Origin of the sequence: Larkinella sp. (assembly GCF_965227735.1) — a bacterium.
Taxonomy (GTDB): Bacteria; Bacteroidota; Bacteroidia; order Cytophagales; family Spirosomataceae; genus Larkinella.
Map to the genome: position 1 here is coordinate 322590 of NZ_OZ245776.1, position 17118 is coordinate 339707.

Below are 17118 nucleotides of genomic sequence, written 5' to 3' on the forward strand. Positions count from 1 at the left end.
TAATGAGGTCTTTTCACTGTAACTACATGAATCTTATCGATCTACCGCTACTTTTTTCATTTCCCGGCTTTCTTAGAAATCAATTCGTATGCGGTGGACATTTTTATCGACTTGTTCTGTCAATGTCGCAATTCTTACTCTATTAATCGGTTGTCAGTCTGATCAGGACGCCATTGGGCCAGCGGGCGACTGCCTGGTTCAGTCATCCGTCACCAACGGGCAGGCCATTGCCGGTTCGTATATTGTAACGTACAAATCCACGGAGAACTTACCGGTTGCGCCGAATGCGCGGGTTGGAGCCGCCGTTCAACAACTTCTGACCCGCCACGGCCTGAACGATCCGAATGCACAGGTGTTATTTTCCGGCGAATCGACCGGTTTTCTGGCGCATGTGAGTGCAGCCGAAGCTGAAACGCTGAAAGCCGACCCCTCCGTCGAATTGGTTGAACCTGACCGGATTATCTCTATTTGTAGTTGCGTCGATGTGGCCGTCACCTCCACCTTAACCTGGAATGTAAAGCAAACCGGCTACGGACGGGGCGATCTGAATCCCGACAAAACCGCCTGGATTCTCGACACGGGTATCGATCTGGATCATCCCGACCTGAATGTCGACACGGGCCGGAGCCAATCGTTTCTGACCGGCAAAACCGCCGATGATGAGAATGGCCACGGAACCCACATTGCCGGCATTATCGGTGCGCTGAACAATAATATAGGCGTAACCGGTGTTGCTTCGGGCGCCACGCTGGTGGCCCTGCGGGTGCTGGACAATGAAGGCGAAGGCAAATTGTCGGCACTGGTTCAGGCGGTTTCTTACGTCAATACCAATGGCAAAGCGGGCGATGTCGTCAACATCAGCATCGGTGGCGAAGGGACATCGGCGAGTCTCGAACGGGTTATTAAACAGGCTGCTGACAAAGGAATTCTATTCGCGATTGCCGCGGGGAACGAAGGAGAATCCGCCGAGAAATACGCACCGGCCAATGTCAATCACGCCAATGTCTTCACGGTTTCGGCCATGGATCAAAGCGGCAATTTTGCTTCGTTCTCCAATTTTGGCCCGACGGTCGACATCTGTGCCTATGGTGTTCGAATCACGTCAACGTATTTAAACGGGCGATATGCTTCCCTTTCCGGCACCTCGATGGCGTCTCCGCACGTGGCCGGTTTGCTGCTCATCCGGGGGCGCACCATTCCGACCAACGGCTTTGTCAAGAATGATCCGGACGGAACCCCAGATCCAATTGCCGGGGGTGAATAATCGGGGGTGTTTCTTGTTTTAATCCAACCTATTGCCCACCTTTGCACTCAAATTCGATTTTTACGGCGGCATTTCTTGATGCCGTTTTTCATGAGAAGAATTCTCTACTAACTATATATAGCTAATTACCTATGCAATCAATCTCAGCCTCCGACTCTTCGCCAGAAGCCTCTCCCCCCGTCGGGCTGAACTTAAATGGATTGAAAATTACGGTTCAGGGGGAATCGGCGGCTGAGCAGGTGAAAGCTTTGCGTCAGGCGTTTCCGGAATCCGAAATTGACCTGATTCCCGACGTTCCTCCACGTTCTATCCTGCTTCGCCGACGCAACCGGACCGAGATTGCCATTTATATTTCGTCGGCATTGGCCCTGATGATTGTCGGGCATCTGCTGTTCAGTTACCTCACGCTCGACCGGCTGACGCTGGTCATGGACTCTCTTGAACTCAACAATGATTTCTGGTATTATCTGGCGGGCGGTTTTATAGCCCAGATGATCGACGGAGCGCTGGGGATGGCTTACGGCGTAACGGCTTCGACGCTCCTGCTGACCGTGGGTGTGAGTCCGGCGGCTGTCAGCGCCAGCGTTCACAGTTCCGAGATTTTTACCAGCGGAGTTTCGGGTTATATGCACCTGCGGTTTGGGAATGTCAACAGCAAACTCTTCAAAGCCGTCCTGATTCCCGGTGTCATCGGTGCCTGCATGGGTGCCTATCTGCTGGTGTCGCTGGAACAATATTCGGTGTATATCAAACCGGCGGTTGCGGTTTACACGGCCGTTTTGGGCGTATTGATCATCCAGAAAGCCCTGGCGAAACGCATCAAGAAAAAGCCCATCAAAAAAATCGGGTTGCTGGCCTGGTTTGGCGGAACCATGGACGCCATCGGTGGCGGAGGCTGGGGGCCTATCGTTTCCTCCACTTTGATTGCCAGCGGACGGCATCCGCGTTACACGATTGGGTCGGTCAATCTGGCCGAATTTTTCATTTCGTTATCCAGTTCACTCACATTTGTTACCCTCATCGGTCTGACGCACTGGCAAATCATCATCGGTCTGATCCTCGGCGGTATGATTGCCGCCCCCATTGCCGCCCTCCTTTCGACCCGTTTGCCGATAAAAGCCATGATGATTATGGTCGGCGTTGTCGTAATAATCGTAAGTTTGCGGAATATTTTTACAGTATTATTCTAGAGAGATAAGAGGATAGACAAGAGAAGAAAGACGCAAATCTACCCCTGCAATTTCTTTACTCTCTTGTCTCAACTCCCTTGTCTACATTTCCATTCATGAAAAGACAAACGAAAGCCATTCGGATCCAGACGAAGAAATCGCAATACCGCGAACATTCGACGCCTTTGTTTTTGACTTCCAGTTTCACGTTTGAAAGCGCGGAGCAGGGAAAAGCCTTGTTTGAGGAAACCGAAGAAGGGAACATTTACTCCCGCTTCTCGAACCCCAACGTAACGGAATTTGTCGATAAGGTGTGTATGCTTGAGAACGCCGAAGCCGGCATTGCGACGGCAACCGGTATGGCTGCGGTTTTTGCCAGTATGGCGGCTTTGCTGAAATCGGGGGATCACATCGTGGCCTGCCGGGCGTTGTTCGGCTCGGCACACCAGATCATTTCGCAGATTCTGGTGAAGTGGGGCATCACCTACACCTATGTAGACGCCGACGCATCAGAAGCAGACTGGGAAGCGGCCATTCAGCCCAACACCAAAATGGTGTACCTGGAAACGCCCTCGAATCCCGGTCTGGAACTAGTCGATCTGGAAATGCTGGTTCGTTTGAAAAAGAAATACGGTTTTATTCTGAACGTCGACAACTGTTTTGCCACACCGATTCTGCAAGCGCCCCTCGATCTCGGTGCCGACCTCTCGGTTCATTCTGCCACCAAATACATGGATGGGCAGGGACGTGTGCTGGGTGGCGTTATCGTCGGCTCGGAAGAATTGATCGCGCCAATCCGGTTTTTTGCGCGGCATACCGGCCCGTCGATGTCCCCGTTCAACGCCTGGACGCTGTCGAAAAGCCTGGAAACGCTGGAGCTTCGGATGGATCGTCATTGTGCCAACGCCCTGAAACTGGCACAGGCCCTGGAGCAACACCCGGACGTCCATGCCGTGAAATACCCCTTCCTGCCCTCCCATCCGCAGTATGAACTGGCGAAACGGCAGATGGAAGCCGGTGGTGCCATCGTCACGTTTGAGGTAGAAGGCGGTTTTGAACGCGTGAAGTCCCTGTTTGAATCCTTGAAAATTGCCTCACTTTCTTCTAACTTAGGGGATACACGGACGATTGTGACGAATCCATTTACGACGACGCATTCCAAACTAAAACCGGACGAAAAAGCCGCTTTGGGCATTACGGAAGGTTTGATTCGAGTGTCGGTCGGTCTGGAAGACGCAGATGATCTGGTGGAAGATTTTGAACAGGCGGTTCGAAAGTCGGCGGAAGTGCTGCAATCGGCAGCGCAATGAATTTTTGCAGTTGAGTTTCGAGTTATACGTTTAAATAACTGAACGATGAAAACGCTAACGATTAATCTGCCCGATAGTCTTGTATAGAAGAATTTGAAGCTAAAATGCTTTTTGCTGGTCAATTGCACGAAAAAGGCAAGGTATCGCTCGGGCAAGCGGCTGATATTGTTGGCATCAGTAAACGATCCTTTATAGAGATTATGGGACGGTTTGGGTTTAGTGTCTTTAATTATTCTGTGAAGGATTTAGAACTGGAAATCAAAAATGCGCTTGGATATTGATGGCACGATATGCGCTGTAAAACTATTTATCAAGACAACGCGAACTATGAGATGATGCCCTTGCCTATCAGTTTTTTAAGTGCCAGCGGCACGTAATGTTAATAGCAAATGGGTATTTCAAGAGTTCCTGGCGTGCCGGAGGTACGCGATATAGGCTTAGTTGCGTACCTCCGGCACGCCTGAAGCTCTTGAAATACCCATTTGCTATTAACATCGCACCCCTCCGGGGTCAACAATCTCACAGTTTACGTTAAAAGAGTAATTTATATGAATTGATTCTTGAAGAAGCCGGAGAATAACATGCGAATTTCACTAGTCTTCTTTCTGTTTGTGATGACTTTAAGCTCACAAAGTAGCGCCCAGACCACCAAAAAACCGCTCCGCGTTGGGGTGGTGGGTTTGGTGCATTCGCACGTCGGCTGGATTTTGAACAGGGCGAAAAAAACCGGCGACCCGGATATTGAGGTGGTTGGCATTGCCGAACCCAACCGGGAAGTTGCCGAGCGGTATATGCAACGGTACGGTTTACCGATGAGCCTGGTCTATTCGACGGTGGAGGAAATGCTGGACAAAACCAAACCGGATGCGGTAACGGCCTTCAACGAGATCAGCAACCACATCAACGTCGTAAAACTCTGTGCCCCACGCGGCATTCACGTGATGGTGGAAAAACCGCTGGCGGTCAGCATCGATCAGGCCCGGCAGATGGAAGCACTAGCCAAAAAGCACAAGATTCATCTGTTGACCAACTACGAAACCACCTGGTATGGCAGCAATCACAAAGCGTACCAGATTGCCGTAAAAGACGGCGCCATCGGCCCGATCCGCCGGATTGTCGTACACGACGGCCACGATGGCCCCAGCCGGATGAACAAGGAATTTGTGGCCTGGCTGACCGATCCGGTTACCAACGGCGCCGGGGCCTTGTTCGATTTCGGGTGCTACGGCGCCAATCTGGCGACCTGGTTGCTGAAAGGGGAACGACCGACGACCGTCAGTGCCGTTACCTTGCAGATCAAACCGGATGTGTACCCCAAGGTGGACGACGATGCGACCATTGTGCTGACCTATCCCAAAACGCAGGTCGTTATTCAGGCGTCTTGGAACTGGCCGTTCAGTCGCAAGGACATGGAAGTCTACGGCGAAACCGGGTATGTGTTTACGCTCGACGGTACGCGAATGCGGGTTCGGCTGAAGGAAGACAAAACCGAACAAACGGCGGAAGCGGCCAAAACCGATGCGCCGGTTACCGATCCGTTCGACTATCTGGCGCAGGTGGTGCGGGGTGAAACTAAATCCGTCGATGATTTGTCATCGTTGCAAGTGAACATGATTGTGATGGAAATTCTGGATGCAGCACGTCGCTCGGCCAAAGAAGGAGGCAAACCCATCGCCTTAAAATAGGATAACTATAGCTTACTATAAATTTTGCGGACCAAACGGGGTGACCCGCGCAATCCGTCGGTAAATATGATCGCGGAACCTTCCTATACAATCGACAGCCTGGCGGAACGCCTGGCGGGCAAGAGCGAAGTTGAAAGCCTGCAAACGCTGGCCGAATTATTTCCCGGCCAGGTGGTTTTTTCATCCAGTCTGGGCTACGAAGACCAGGTGATTACGGACATGATCCTGGCTAATAACCTGCCCATCCGGATTTTTTCGCTGGATACCGGCCGAATGTTCAATGAAACGTATCAGGTTTGGCAGAAAACCAACAGCCGGTACGATACCAAAATTGAAGCCTACTTCCCGAAAGGCGAATCGGTGGAGAAACTGCTGAACGAAAAAGGACCGTTCAGTTTCTACGAATCGGTCGAAAACCGGAAAGAATGCTGTTTTATCCGAAAGGTGGAACCGCTGAACCGGGCACTGAAAGGCAACAAAATCTGGGTGACCGGTATTCGCGCCGAACAGTCGCAAAACCGCCAGACGATGACGCAACTGGAAGCCGATGAGGCCCATCAGTTGATCAAGTTTCACCCGCTGATGAACTGGTCGTTTGACGAAGTGAAAGCTTATGTGCGCCAGCACAATGTGCCGTACAATCCGCTTCACGACCGGGGTTTCGTGTCGATTGGTTGCCAGCCCTGCACCCGCGCCATTCAGGAAGGCGAAGACTTCCGGGCCGGTCGCTGGTGGTGGGAAGATAATTCGAAAAAGGAATGTGGTTTACACGCAAAATAACCTCTGATGTTCTCTGATAAACTCTGTGTAATAACTTTTTAATTGTTACACAGAGTTTATCAGAGAACATCAGAGGGAATCAGAGATAAAAATGAGTACTTACAAACTTGATTATTTAGATCAACTTGAATCGGAAGCGATTCAGATTATGCGTGAAGTGGCCGGCCAGTTTGAGCGGCCTGCGCTGTTGTTTTCGGGTGGAAAGGATTCCATCACGCTGGTGCATCTGGCCCTCAAAGCCTTCCGCCCCGGCAAATTCCCGTTTCCCCTGGTTCACATCGACACCGGTCACAACTTTCAGGAAGCCCTCGATTTCCGGGATTGGCTGGCCGAAAGTCTGGGCGAAAAGTTGATTGTTCGCTATGTGGAAGATACCATCCGGGAAAAGAAACTGAAAGAACCGACGGGCCGGAACGCCAGCCGGAATGCCCTGCAAACGTTTACCCTGCTCGACACCATCGAAGAATTTGAGTTCGATGCCTGCATCGGTGGGGCCCGGCGCGACGAAGAAAAGGCCCGCGCCAAAGAACGCGTCTTTTCCGTCCGTGATGAATTTGGTTCCTGGGACCCCAAGCTCCAGCGGCCGGAATTGTGGAACATTTACAACGGCAAGATTCACAAAGGTGAAAATGTGCGGGTGTTCCCAATCTCGAACTGGACCGAACTGGACGTCTGGAACTACATCAAGCGGGAGAAAATCGACTTGCCGAGCATTTATTTTGCCCACGAACGCGAGTTGATTCTGCGCGATGGCAAGCTGCTGGCGACGGCCAAAGGCGTGATTCAAACCGAAGAAACGGATCAGATTGTGACCCGGCGGGTTCGTTTCCGGACTGTTGGCGATATTTCCTGTACGGCAGCGGTTGAATCTGACGCCGATACGCTGGAAGCCGCCATTGCCGAAATTCAGGCCACCCGCATCAGCGAACGGGGCGAAACCCGGATCGACGATCAGGTGTCGGAAGCCGCGATGGAAGACCGGAAAAAGGGTGGGTATTTTTAAGCGTAAAATACAAAACTATGCAACCATTTGACTTTCAATCATTTCAAATGTATTTGCGTACCAATCAAATTTTTGACCGGTTTGGTTTAGGTCGAATTGGGGTTTTTGGCTCATTTGCCCGAGGGGAGAGTTTTCAGGATATTGATGTAATTGTTGAGGATGACATTCCCTATCAACAATTGATTGAGTTAAAAAATACCTTGCAGGGTGATCTACACATTCCCATTGATGTCATGCTGAAGCGATATGCTGAGCCCATTATTCTTCATAGGGCAATGAAAGACGTAAAATATGCGACCCGGTAGTAACAACGATCTGGTCTATTGTCTTCGAATTTTGGAAGCCATCGGAAAAATCAAACTTTACGCGAGTGCATACACCGACCCGTTTGATTTCTTTGAAGCCGATGACCAAAAAGATTTTAACGCCAGTCTGCTTCAATTACTTCACATCGGCGAACAAGCGAACCGGTTCAGTGAAGAGACAAAGCAAATCAATGAAGATGTTCCCTGGCAACAAATCAGAGCATTTCGCAACATCATCGCACATGATTACATTGGGGTTGACAAACTGATTGTTTTTGAGACGATTCAGGTTCGATTGCCTCAATTAAAGCAACAGATCGAGCAAATAATACGGGACCTGTTGCTAAAAAAGGTATTTGATCCGGCTGAATACCAACTCTCAAAGGAAAGCCGCTATTACAAACACATTGATTTCGATACAATTGTCTAACATGGACTTACTCAGATTTATTACCGCAGGTAGCGTCGACGACGGCAAAAGCACGCTGATCGGCCGCCTGTTATACGATTCAAAATCCATTCTGGCCGACCAGATGGAAGCCATCGAACGCGCCAGCAAAAGCCGCGATGATGGTGAAATCGACCTGGCTTTACTGACCGATGGTTTGCGCTCGGAACGGGAACAGGGCATCACCATCGATGTAGCATACCGGTATTTTCAGACCACGAAACGCAAGTTCATCATCGTCGATGCGCCGGGCCATATTCAGTATACCCGCAACATGGTGACGGGGGCTTCCAACTGTCAACTGGCGGTGGTGCTGGTCGATGCCCGTCACGGCGTGGTGGAACAGACGCGTCGGCACTCGCTGATTGCGTCCATGCTGGGCATTCCGCACCTCGTGGTGGCCATCAACAAAATGGATCTGGTTGGGTATTCGCAGGATGTCTACTCCAACATCTGCATCCACTACAACGAACTGGCGCAAAAGCTGAACGTTGGCGAGGTGACCTATATTCCCCTGAGTGCGTTAAACGGTGATAATGTGGTCGATAAGTCGGCCAATATGCCGTGGTATGAAGGCGAACCGTTACTCAGCCACCTCGAAACCGTCGTACTCGATCAGGATGAAAACCTGACCGATGCCCGGTTTCCCGTTCAATACGTAATCCGGCCACAAACCGCCGAACTGCACGATTACCGCGGGTATGCCGGCAAAATTACCAGCGGTATTTTCCGCAAAGGCGACGCCGTAACGGTTTTGCCGACCGGCGAAACCTCCACCATCGACGCCATTGAAATTGCCGAAACCCATTACGACGAAGCCTTTGCACCGATGTCGGTTGTGCTGCATCTGGCCGATGATGTGGATGTAAGCCGTGGCAATCTCATCGTGAAGTCGGACAACCAGCCGATTGTGAGCCAGAACGTCGAAGCGCTGCTGTGCTGGATGGATGCCAAACCGCTGAAAGTAGGCAGCAAATACACGCTCCAGCACGGTACGTTCCGGACGCGTTGTGCGGTGCGCGAGATTGTGTATCAATTGAACGTCAACACCTATGAAGAAATCGAAGACGTGGAAAGCCTGAAACTGAACGACATTGCCCGCGTCATTCTGAAAACGGCAAAACCGGTCAGTTTTGATCCGTATGGCAAAAACCGGGTCAATGGTGGCGCAATCCTGATCGATGAAACCTCGAACGTTACTGTGGGTGCGTTGATGTTGCAGGGGGAAGTGGCGTAAGCGATGCGCAAACCGTTGATCGCGGAATCGATCTACCTATAACCGCAGGGAATGACCAATAATAAAAAGTAGGCCTGTTTACGACGGGACAGGAACTGATAAATGAGTACATTTGTATGTAAACCATACATAAAAGTGCCGGAATAGCTTCCGGCCTTTTATTCAGAATATTAGTCTTTTAATTCTATCGACTATCTCACTAAAGCAATAAATCATGTCCGTTCAATTCACCGATAACGTCAGCGCAGCCGCAAAACGCGATATTCTGGTTCTACAGGAAAAAATTGGCAGTTTTGCTTCCGGCGATATGGCCGAAGAAAACTTTCGAAAATTTCGTCTGGGGCGCGGGGTGTATGGCCAACGCCAGCCGGGGGTGCAAATGATCCGGATCAAGTTGCCTTACGGACGCATCACAGCGGATCAGTTAATTCGAATTGCCGATATTTCCGACAAATACGCAACCGGAAACCTGCACGCAACCACGCGGCAGGACATCCAGTTGCACTTTGTCAAACTGGCCGACACGCCCCAACTTTGGTCGGACCTCGAAGATGCCAAAATTACGCTGCGGGAAGCCTGTGGCAACACCGTCCGGAATGTGACCGGTTCGGCCAAAGCGGGCATCGACCCTGAAGAACCGTTCGACATCACGCCCTACGCCTACTCCATTTTCGACTATTTGCTCCGCAACCCGATTTGCCAGGAAATGGGCCGGAAGTTTAAAATTGCCCTGTCATCGAGCGAGAAAGATGCCGCTTACGGCTATATGCACGACGTCGGCCTGGTGCCGCGCATCGATGAAGAAGGCAAACGGGGCTTTAAGGTCATGGTCGGTGGCGGTTTGGGCGCGCAGCCTTACATGGCCGAAACCGCATTTGAATTTCTGGAAGAAGACAAAATCATTCCGTTTATTGAAGGTTGTATCCGCGTTTTCGACCGCTACGGCGAACGGACCCGGCGGCACAAAGCCCGGATGAAATTCCTGTTGCAGGACATTGGTCTGGAAGAATTTCTACGCCGGGTGGAAGAAGAACGGCTGGCGTTGAAGAACAAAACGTATGCAATCAATACCGATCTGGGTGGGCTTGCTGGTCCAGATTTGCAATCTGGACTTACGTCTGCTTCGGATTTAAAATCCGCGACAGAGAGCATCGGGATTACAACGGGGTCGCCGGGCGAACCCGACGCGCCGTATCAGGCTTGGTTAAAAACCAACGTTTTCGAGCAGAAACAAAAAGGCTGGTACGCGGTACAGTTGCGCGTTTTGTTGGGTGACATGCATTCCGACAAAGCCCGCGCTCTGGCGTCTCTGGTGAAACAATATGCCGGTGACGACATTCGCGTGACTGTCAATCAGGGGTATCTGCTGCGGTTCGTGAGTCCCGAAAACCTGCCCGCTCTGTATGCCGGGCTGGATACGCTCGGACTGGCAACACCCGGTTTTGACTCAACCGCCGACATCACCACCTGTCCCGGAACCGACACCTGCAACCTCGCCATTTCGAGCAGCTATGGGATTACGCGGGTACTCGAAAAAATGATGACCGCCGAATTTCCCGATCTGATTTACAACAGCGACATCAAAATCAAGATTTCGGGCTGCATGAACGGTTGTGGACAGCATTCGGTGGCCAACATCGGTTTCCACAGCAGCTCAGTCAAAAACGGTGCTTACGTCATTCCAGCCTTGCAGGTATTGCTCGGCGGTGGTTTCAATGGCAAGGGCGAAGGGCTTTTTGGCGATAAAGTCGTTAAAATCCCGACCAAACGCGGCCCCGACGGACTCCGGATTTTGCTGAACGATTACGAAACCAACGGATTCGAAGGCGAATACTACAGCGACTATTATGCCCGTCAGGGTAAAAATTACTTTTACACGTTACTGAAACCGCTGGCTGATCTGAAAACCCTGTCGCAGGAAGACTATACGGACTGGGATCATACCGAACAGTTTGTGACCGAAATCGGAATCGGCGAGTGCGCGAGTGTCATGATCGACCTCGTGGCCACGACCCTGACCGAAGCCGCCGAAAAACTGGGCTGGGCCAATGAAGCCTTCCGCGAAAGCCGCTGGGCCGATGCCATCTACCACGCCTACAACGTGTTCATTACGGGGGCCAAAGGCAGTTTGATGACGAAAGAAATCAACACCAATACCCAGCACGGTGTCGTCAGCGATTTCGACAAAAACTTCATCGGCGAATCCGGTTTTCATACCGAAGAAGGTGGCTTCAAAGCCCTGGTATTCAGCATCAATAAAAATGAACCGACGGAGGAATTCGCACAGTCGTTCATTGCCCAGGCTGAGTCTTTTATCGAGAACGTGAAAGCGTACCGCGAACGCCAAATTGAACAGGACGGCCTGCCGCAACTGCGGGAACTGGTTATTGCGAAAGACAGCTAAGAATGATGAGTGAAGCGTTAAGAATTAAGACGGAGCCGCCCCTTAACGCATCACTCTTAACTTATTTCAAATGAAATTAACGTTGGTAGGTGCGGGTCCGGGTGATCCGGATTTGATAACTTTGAAGGGGGTGAAGGCGTTGCAACAGGCCGATGTGGTCATGTACGATGCGTTGGTACACCCCGATTTACTGGACTATTGCAAGCCGGATGCGCTGAAAGTGTACGTTGGCAAACGTTTGAACGAATACTCGTGTACGCAGGAAGAAATTAACCCGCTGATCGTGCATTATGCCCAGAATTACGGTCATGTTGTTCGGCTGAAAGGGGGCGATTCGTTCATTTTCGGGCGCGGGTATGAGGAGATGGAATATGCCCGGCAATTCGGCATCGAAACCGACGTGATTCCGGGTTTGTCGAGCAGTTACGCCGTGCCGGCACTGGCGGGTATTCCGCTCACTACGCGGGGTGTCAGCGAGAGTTTCTGGGTGGTCACCGGTACGACCAAAACCGGACAACTTTCTCAGGATCTGCACCTTGCCGCCCAATCGACGGCAACTGTCGTCATTCTGATGGGTATGCACAAGCTGGCCGAAATCATGACGGTTTTTGGCAACTGTGGCAAAGCCGAATTGCCGGTTGCCATCATCCAAAACGGTTCACTCACGGAAGAACAGGTGGTTGTCGGAACGGTTTCGACCATTGTGGAGCAAGTGGCTAGCTCAAAAATCAGCTCCCCGGCCATCATCGTCGTTGGTGAAGTAGCGCGATTGCGGGAGTTGCAGTTGGCTGATTTACAGCAGGCTATTGCGAGCCACTGATCCAATTACTTTTACATTTAGTATTTATCATTCTACATTTATTATTAAAAGATAATTTAAAATGTAAAATGATAAATACTGAATATAAAAGTGGGTTGCGTTACAGCTTTTTTTGCTTTTCTCCCCATCCATGAACACGCTCTTCCCCATTTTCCTGAAGATTGAGAATCTGCAAACACTGGTGGTGGGTGGCGGTTATGTGGGGCTGGAAAAAGTGACGGCGCTCCTCTCCAATGCCCCCAACGCGCCGGTTACACTGGTTTCGCCCGAAATCCGGCAGGAAATTGTAGCTCTGGCCGAACAACACGCCAATCTTCACCTGATCTACGACGCCTACACAATCAACTATCTGGATAACAACGATTTAGTCATCGTAGCCACGAATGATAAAGCCGTTAATATTCAGGTTCAAACCGATTGCAAAAGTCGCCGGATTCTCGTCAATGTGGCCGATACGCCCGATTTGTGCGATTTTTACCTGAGTTCGGTCGTTAAGAAAGGAGATTTAAAAATTGCCATCTCGACCAATGGGAAATCGCCGACCTTTGCCAAGCGGTTTCGGGAAGTGCTGGAGGACATCTTGCCGGACTCCCTGCAGGAAACCCTCGACAACCTGCAAGCGATCCGAAACCGCCTAAAGGGTGATTTTCAACACAAAATGGAGCGGTTGAACGAGATTACAAAGGTGATGAAATCCTAAAACCGGGGTAGCAATTCTGCCAGATTGAGTGGTTCTTTCCGTAAAATAAAGACGTAGATCAACCCGGCCAGAACCAGATACATCGCAATCAACCACTTCTTTTTCTGCTCAAACTCGGCCGGGTGATGGTAGTAATCATAATACATTGAGGCCGAAAGGGCAAGCACCATCAGGAAGAAAGAGAACACCGCACAATCCGTCCGGTACGCCACCAAATCGTGCATAAAACGGGCCCCCATCACAATGTAAAGCAGCCAAAAACCGAACCCGGCGCGGTATAGGTAAACGCTGAACCGCCGGTCGTTTTTTAAATCAAAGAGTCGGTCCGACATGATTGTCAGGAATTTATTCGAGTGAAATTACGTAATTTATAAGAAACAAGCAATTTTGTAACGGGTCCGTATACCACTAACGAAAAAACCATGCCAAGTGAGCAATCAAATATCCAATCTCCCAAAGTAAAAACCATGAAAGTGGAGTTGAATCGCGTTGATGATGCATTCCACTTTGAAGCAACCGGGGTTTCTGATGTTCCCATTCACATCGACGGTGCCGTCGACATCGGCGGGCACAACGCCGGAGCGCGGCCGATGGAGATGTTGCTGATGGGGCTGGCCGGCTGCAGTGCCATCGACGTCATTCTGATTTTGAAAAAACAGCGCCAAATAATCGAGGATTTTCGTATAACCGTCGAAGGACAACGGCCCGCCGATGTGACGCCCGCACCTTTTCAGTCCATCCATTTGCACTACATCCTGAAAGGCGAGCTGGATGAAGACAAGGCGCGCCGGGCCATCGATCTGTCGATGGACAAATACTGTTCGGCGACGGCCCAGCTTCGTCCGACGGCTAGCATCACGTATTCGCTGACGATTGAAAAATAAAAATAGACGAGAGAGGATAGACAAGAGATGTGAGAAAAACCGGACGTAAGTAATCAGATTTCGAACGCTTTGTCTTTTTTCTCCTGTCTCACCTCTTTTGTCCGGAATCTTTTATCTCCCGAAAGGCTTTTTAACCCGAAAGCCTTTTTTTATTTTGGCATTATGAAACAATACCACGACCTGCTCCAGCATATTCTGGCCAACGGCACCCGTAAAACCGACCGAACCGGAACGGGAACACTCAGCGTTTTTGGACACCAGATGCGGTTTGATTTACAGGAAGGTTTTCCGCTCGTTACGACGAAAAAAATACATTTGAAGTCGATTATTCATGAATTGCTGTGGTTTATCAAGGGCGACACGAACATCGGGTACCTGACCGAACACGGGGTAAAGATCTGGGACGAATGGGCCGATGAAAATGGCGAACTGGGCCCGGTATACGGCAAACAATGGCGAAGTTGGGAAGCACCGAACGGCCAGCTTATCGATCAATTGCAGGATGTTCTGAAGCAACTGAAATACCGCCCCGACTCGCGCCGGATGATCGTCTCGGCCTGGAATCCAGCCGACGTTCCCAACATGGCCTTACCGCCCTGCCATGCGTTGTTTCAGTTCTATGTCGCTGAAAATCAACTATCCTGCCAGTTATACCAACGCAGTGCCGATGTATTTCTGGGGGTTCCGTTTAACATTGCTTCCTATGCGCTGCTCACCATGATGATGGCGCAGGAATGTGGCTACGAAGCGCACGAATTCATTTGGACGGGCGGTGATACCCACCTGTATCTCAACCACCTGGATCAGGTTAAGATGCAGCTTTCCCGCGAACCACGCGATTTACCGGTGATGAAACTGAATCCGGCGGTGAAGTCGATCTTCGATTTCAAATACGAAGACTTCAAGCTGGAAAACTACGATCCGTATCCGGCCATCAAAGCACCGGTAGCGGTTTAACGGACTACAGGCCGTGGGTCCGTTTGAGTTTTTCATATTCACGTTCAGCCAGGTTTTTTTCGTTAAAACCGTGGTAAACGCTGAAATAATGGGAGATTAAGCCGATTCCCCAGCCCAGTGTGGTCCAGATAGGCCACGGGTAGGTGCCCCATTTCTCCCGAAAAACCAAAAAGATAACCAGCCAGATCAGCCAAAGAACAACATTGACAAACAGATAAGTCCGCAGATGCATTTTAAAGCCGGCACGGGCTTTAGCCTGCTTCCAAAGATGAGGGTCGCGTGTGTCCATGAAGGGGTCTACGAGTGTTGGGAGAATTAAGTTAGTGAGATTCAACCCATAATCCATGCGTTAGGCCAACTTTCTTTTGCAGCGGGACTATAAGAAACCCTATTTGAAATCCTGGTAACAAAAACCGCCCTTTATCCGACACCATGACCAACACCGAAATTATCGATATTCTGGAACTGACGGCCAAACTGATGGAACTTCACGACGTGGATGCGTTCAAAACCCGGTCGTTTCAGGCAGCCGCTTTCAACCTCGACAAGATCAGTGATGACCTCACCAAAATGTCGTTTCCGGAACTGCTCAAGTTGCCGGGCGTTGGTAAATCTGTAGCCGGAAAAGTATTGCAGATTATCGAAACCGGACGGCTCCAGGACCTCGACGATCTGCTGGCCCAAACCCCCGAAGGCGTGCTGGAAATGTTTCGGATCAAAGGCATCGGTGCCAAAAAAATCCGGGTTATCTGGCGCGACTTCGGAATCGACACCATCCGGGATCTGCGGCTGGCCTGCGAAAGTGGTGAAATTGCCAAAATCAAAGGGTTCGGCGAAAAAACACAGCAGGCCATTCTCGAATCACTGGCTTTTCTGGAAAACCAGTCCGGCAAACTCCGTATGGACAAAGCCGAAGCCTTGTCGAACATGCTGCTGGATGTATTTGAAAAGGAGTTCAGCCGCGTGGAAGTGGCCGGGCAAATCCGCCGAAAAAGCGAGGAGGTCGACACCGTTCAATATGTTGTCAGTACTCCCGATTCGATTGCCGCTTTTGAATATCTAAATTCCCTCTCCTATCTCGAACAGAACGAAATCGACTCTTCGCCTTTCATCTGGCGGGGGCAAGCGAGCGGTTACGACGTTCAGATTGAGATCATTACCACCCCGTCCGGCCGGTTTGAAAACCAGTTACTGACGCATTCGGCAGCCGAAAAACACCTGACGACCACCGGCACATCGGGCCGAACGTTGTTACAAACCAGCCGGGCGTTCCCGGCCGAAGTCGAAGAAGCAGTATATGAACGGGCCGGACTGCCCTTTATCGTGCCGGAAATGCGTGAGGGCGGTTTTGAGTTCGACTGGGCGCAAACCCACTCGCCCGGCGACCTTGTAACCTGGGACGCGCTGCGCGGTATTCTCCACAACCACAGCACCTATTCTGACGGCAAACACTCGCTCGAACAGATGGCGACCTACTGCCGGGAGCTGGGATTTTCGTATTTCGGCATCGCCGACCACTCCCAATCGGCCACGTATGCCAAAGGGCTGGAACCGTACCGTGTGCAGCAACAGCACGAAGAAATCGACCGGCTGAATGCGCAGTTCGGCGGTTCGTTTAAAATTCTGAAAGGGATCGAATCCGATATTTTGGGTGATGGTTCGCTGGATTACAGCGACGACCTGCTAGCCACGTTCGATTACGTCGTGGCATCGGTGCACTCCAATCTGTCGATGACCAGCGAAAAAGCGACGGCCCGGCTGATCAACGCCATTCAAAATCCTTACACAACGATTCTGGGACACCCGACGGGTCGTTTGTTGCTGGCGCGTGCGGGCTATCCCATCGACTACAAAGCCGTCATCGATGCCTGCGCTCAACACGGCGTCGTGATCGAAATCAACGCCAGCCCCTGGCGGCTCGATCTCGACTGGCGCTGGATTCAGTATGCCGTGAATCAGGGCGTTATGCTGAGCATCAATCCTGATGCGCACGAAATGCCCGGTTTTCACGACATGCACTATGGCGTCGCGGTTGCCCGAAAAGGCGGTTTAACCAAAAGCATGACGTTTAATGCCCTCAGTTTAAATGAAATAGAAGTGCATTTGCAGAAAAGAAGGCGTCAGTAGCCGGTTTCGGTAACGATCAAATAAC

The 17118-nt window shown here is 50.9% G+C and carries 18 protein-coding genes; 16 read left to right on the top strand and 2 right to left on the bottom strand.

Annotated features, from left to right (window positions below):
- Positions 1–88 precede the first annotated feature (88 nt).
- The 13 genes from ACO064_RS01355 to ACO064_RS01415 all read left to right on the top strand — a co-directional run bounded on the left by ACO064_RS01355 (position 89) and on the right by ACO064_RS01415 (position 13125).
- Entirely contained in the window at positions 89–1264 is a 1176-nt protein-coding gene (locus ACO064_RS01355) for a S8 family serine peptidase (RefSeq protein WP_421825631.1), read from the top strand.
- Between the two features lie 131 nt (positions 1265–1395).
- On the top strand, positions 1396–2454 hold the full coding sequence (locus ACO064_RS01360) for a sulfite exporter TauE/SafE family protein (protein ID WP_421825632.1): 1059 nt from the start codon (positions 1396–1398) through the stop codon (positions 2452–2454).
- Between the two features lie 95 nt (positions 2455–2549).
- Positions 2550–3743 carry a trans-sulfuration enzyme family protein gene (locus tag ACO064_RS01365; protein ID WP_421825633.1) on the top strand — a complete coding sequence of 398 codons (1194 nt, stop codon included), beginning with the start codon at positions 2550–2552 and terminating at the stop codon, positions 3741–3743.
- Positions 3744–3847: 104 nt separating this feature from the next.
- Complete coding sequence (locus ACO064_RS01370) at positions 3848–4024, top strand: UPF0175 family protein (protein WP_421825634.1); 177 nt, start codon at positions 3848–3850, stop codon at positions 4022–4024.
- A gap of 300 nt (positions 4025–4324) precedes the next feature.
- Positions 4325–5428, top strand: coding sequence for a Gfo/Idh/MocA family protein (locus ACO064_RS01375; protein WP_421825635.1), 1104 nt, complete (start codon positions 4325–4327; stop codon positions 5426–5428).
- Positions 5429–5494: 66 nt separating this feature from the next.
- Positions 5495–6208 (top strand): phosphoadenylyl-sulfate reductase, encoded by a 714-nt coding sequence (locus ACO064_RS01380; protein ID WP_421825636.1) that lies wholly within the window; start codon positions 5495–5497, stop codon positions 6206–6208.
- A gap of 85 nt (positions 6209–6293) precedes the next feature.
- Positions 6294–7211, top strand: a complete 918-nt coding sequence (cysD, locus tag ACO064_RS01385; RefSeq protein ID WP_421830975.1) for a sulfate adenylyltransferase subunit CysD — start codon at positions 6294–6296, stop codon at positions 7209–7211.
- 17 nt (positions 7212–7228) lie between these two features.
- A complete protein-coding gene (locus ACO064_RS01390; RefSeq protein WP_421825637.1) occupies positions 7229–7516 on the top strand; it encodes a nucleotidyltransferase family protein in 288 nt (95 codons plus the stop codon).
- Positions 7517–7547: 31 nt separating this feature from the next.
- Positions 7548–7946 carry a DUF86 domain-containing protein gene (locus ACO064_RS01395; RefSeq protein WP_421825638.1) on the top strand — a complete coding sequence of 133 codons (399 nt, stop codon included), beginning with the start codon at positions 7548–7550 and terminating at the stop codon, positions 7944–7946.
- 1 nt (position 7947) lies between these two features.
- Complete coding sequence (locus ACO064_RS01400; protein WP_421825639.1) at positions 7948–9201, top strand: sulfate adenylyltransferase subunit 1; 1254 nt, start codon at positions 7948–7950, stop codon at positions 9199–9201.
- 214 nt (positions 9202–9415) lie between these two features.
- Positions 9416–11605 carry a nitrite reductase gene (locus tag ACO064_RS01405; protein WP_421825640.1) on the top strand — a complete coding sequence of 730 codons (2190 nt, stop codon included), beginning with the start codon at positions 9416–9418 and terminating at the stop codon, positions 11603–11605.
- A gap of 70 nt (positions 11606–11675) precedes the next feature.
- Positions 11676–12425: a uroporphyrinogen-III C-methyltransferase gene (gene cobA / locus ACO064_RS01410; protein WP_421825641.1), complete on the top strand. Its 750-nt coding sequence runs from the start codon at positions 11676–11678 to the stop codon at positions 12423–12425.
- A 130-nt stretch (positions 12426–12555) separates the two neighbouring features.
- On the top strand, positions 12556–13125 hold the full coding sequence (locus tag ACO064_RS01415; protein WP_421825642.1) for a precorrin-2 dehydrogenase/sirohydrochlorin ferrochelatase family protein: 570 nt from the start codon (positions 12556–12558) through the stop codon (positions 13123–13125).
- Here the strand turns inward: ACO064_RS01415 and ACO064_RS01420 are convergent.
- Complete coding sequence (locus ACO064_RS01420; RefSeq protein ID WP_114409507.1) at positions 13122–13457, bottom strand: hypothetical protein; 336 nt, start codon at positions 13455–13457, stop codon at positions 13122–13124. The two genes, ACO064_RS01415 and ACO064_RS01420, sit on opposite strands and share 4 nt — an antisense overlap.
- Positions 13458–13592: 135 nt before the next feature.
- Between ACO064_RS01420 and ACO064_RS01425 the strand changes: the two genes are divergently transcribed.
- Together ACO064_RS01425 and ACO064_RS01430 are read left to right on the top strand one after the other, a co-directional pair.
- A complete protein-coding gene (locus ACO064_RS01425; RefSeq protein ID WP_421825643.1) occupies positions 13593–14009 on the top strand; it encodes an OsmC family protein in 417 nt (138 codons plus the stop codon).
- A 162-nt stretch (positions 14010–14171) separates the two neighbouring features.
- A complete protein-coding gene (locus ACO064_RS01430) occupies positions 14172–14966 on the top strand; it encodes a thymidylate synthase (RefSeq protein WP_421825644.1) in 795 nt (264 codons plus the stop codon).
- Between the two features lie 4 nt (positions 14967–14970).
- Here ACO064_RS01430 and ACO064_RS01435 read toward each other — a convergent pair whose 3' ends face one another.
- Positions 14971–15255 carry a 2TM domain-containing protein gene (locus tag ACO064_RS01435; protein WP_421825645.1) on the bottom strand — a complete coding sequence of 95 codons (285 nt, stop codon included), beginning with the start codon at positions 15253–15255 and terminating at the stop codon, positions 14971–14973.
- A gap of 143 nt (positions 15256–15398) precedes the next feature.
- Here ACO064_RS01435 and ACO064_RS01440 point away from each other — a divergent pair, with 143 nt between their 5' ends.
- On the top strand, positions 15399–17093 hold the full coding sequence (locus ACO064_RS01440) for a helix-hairpin-helix domain-containing protein (RefSeq protein ID WP_421825646.1): 1695 nt from the start codon (positions 15399–15401) through the stop codon (positions 17091–17093).
- Positions 17094–17118 lie beyond the last annotated feature (25 nt).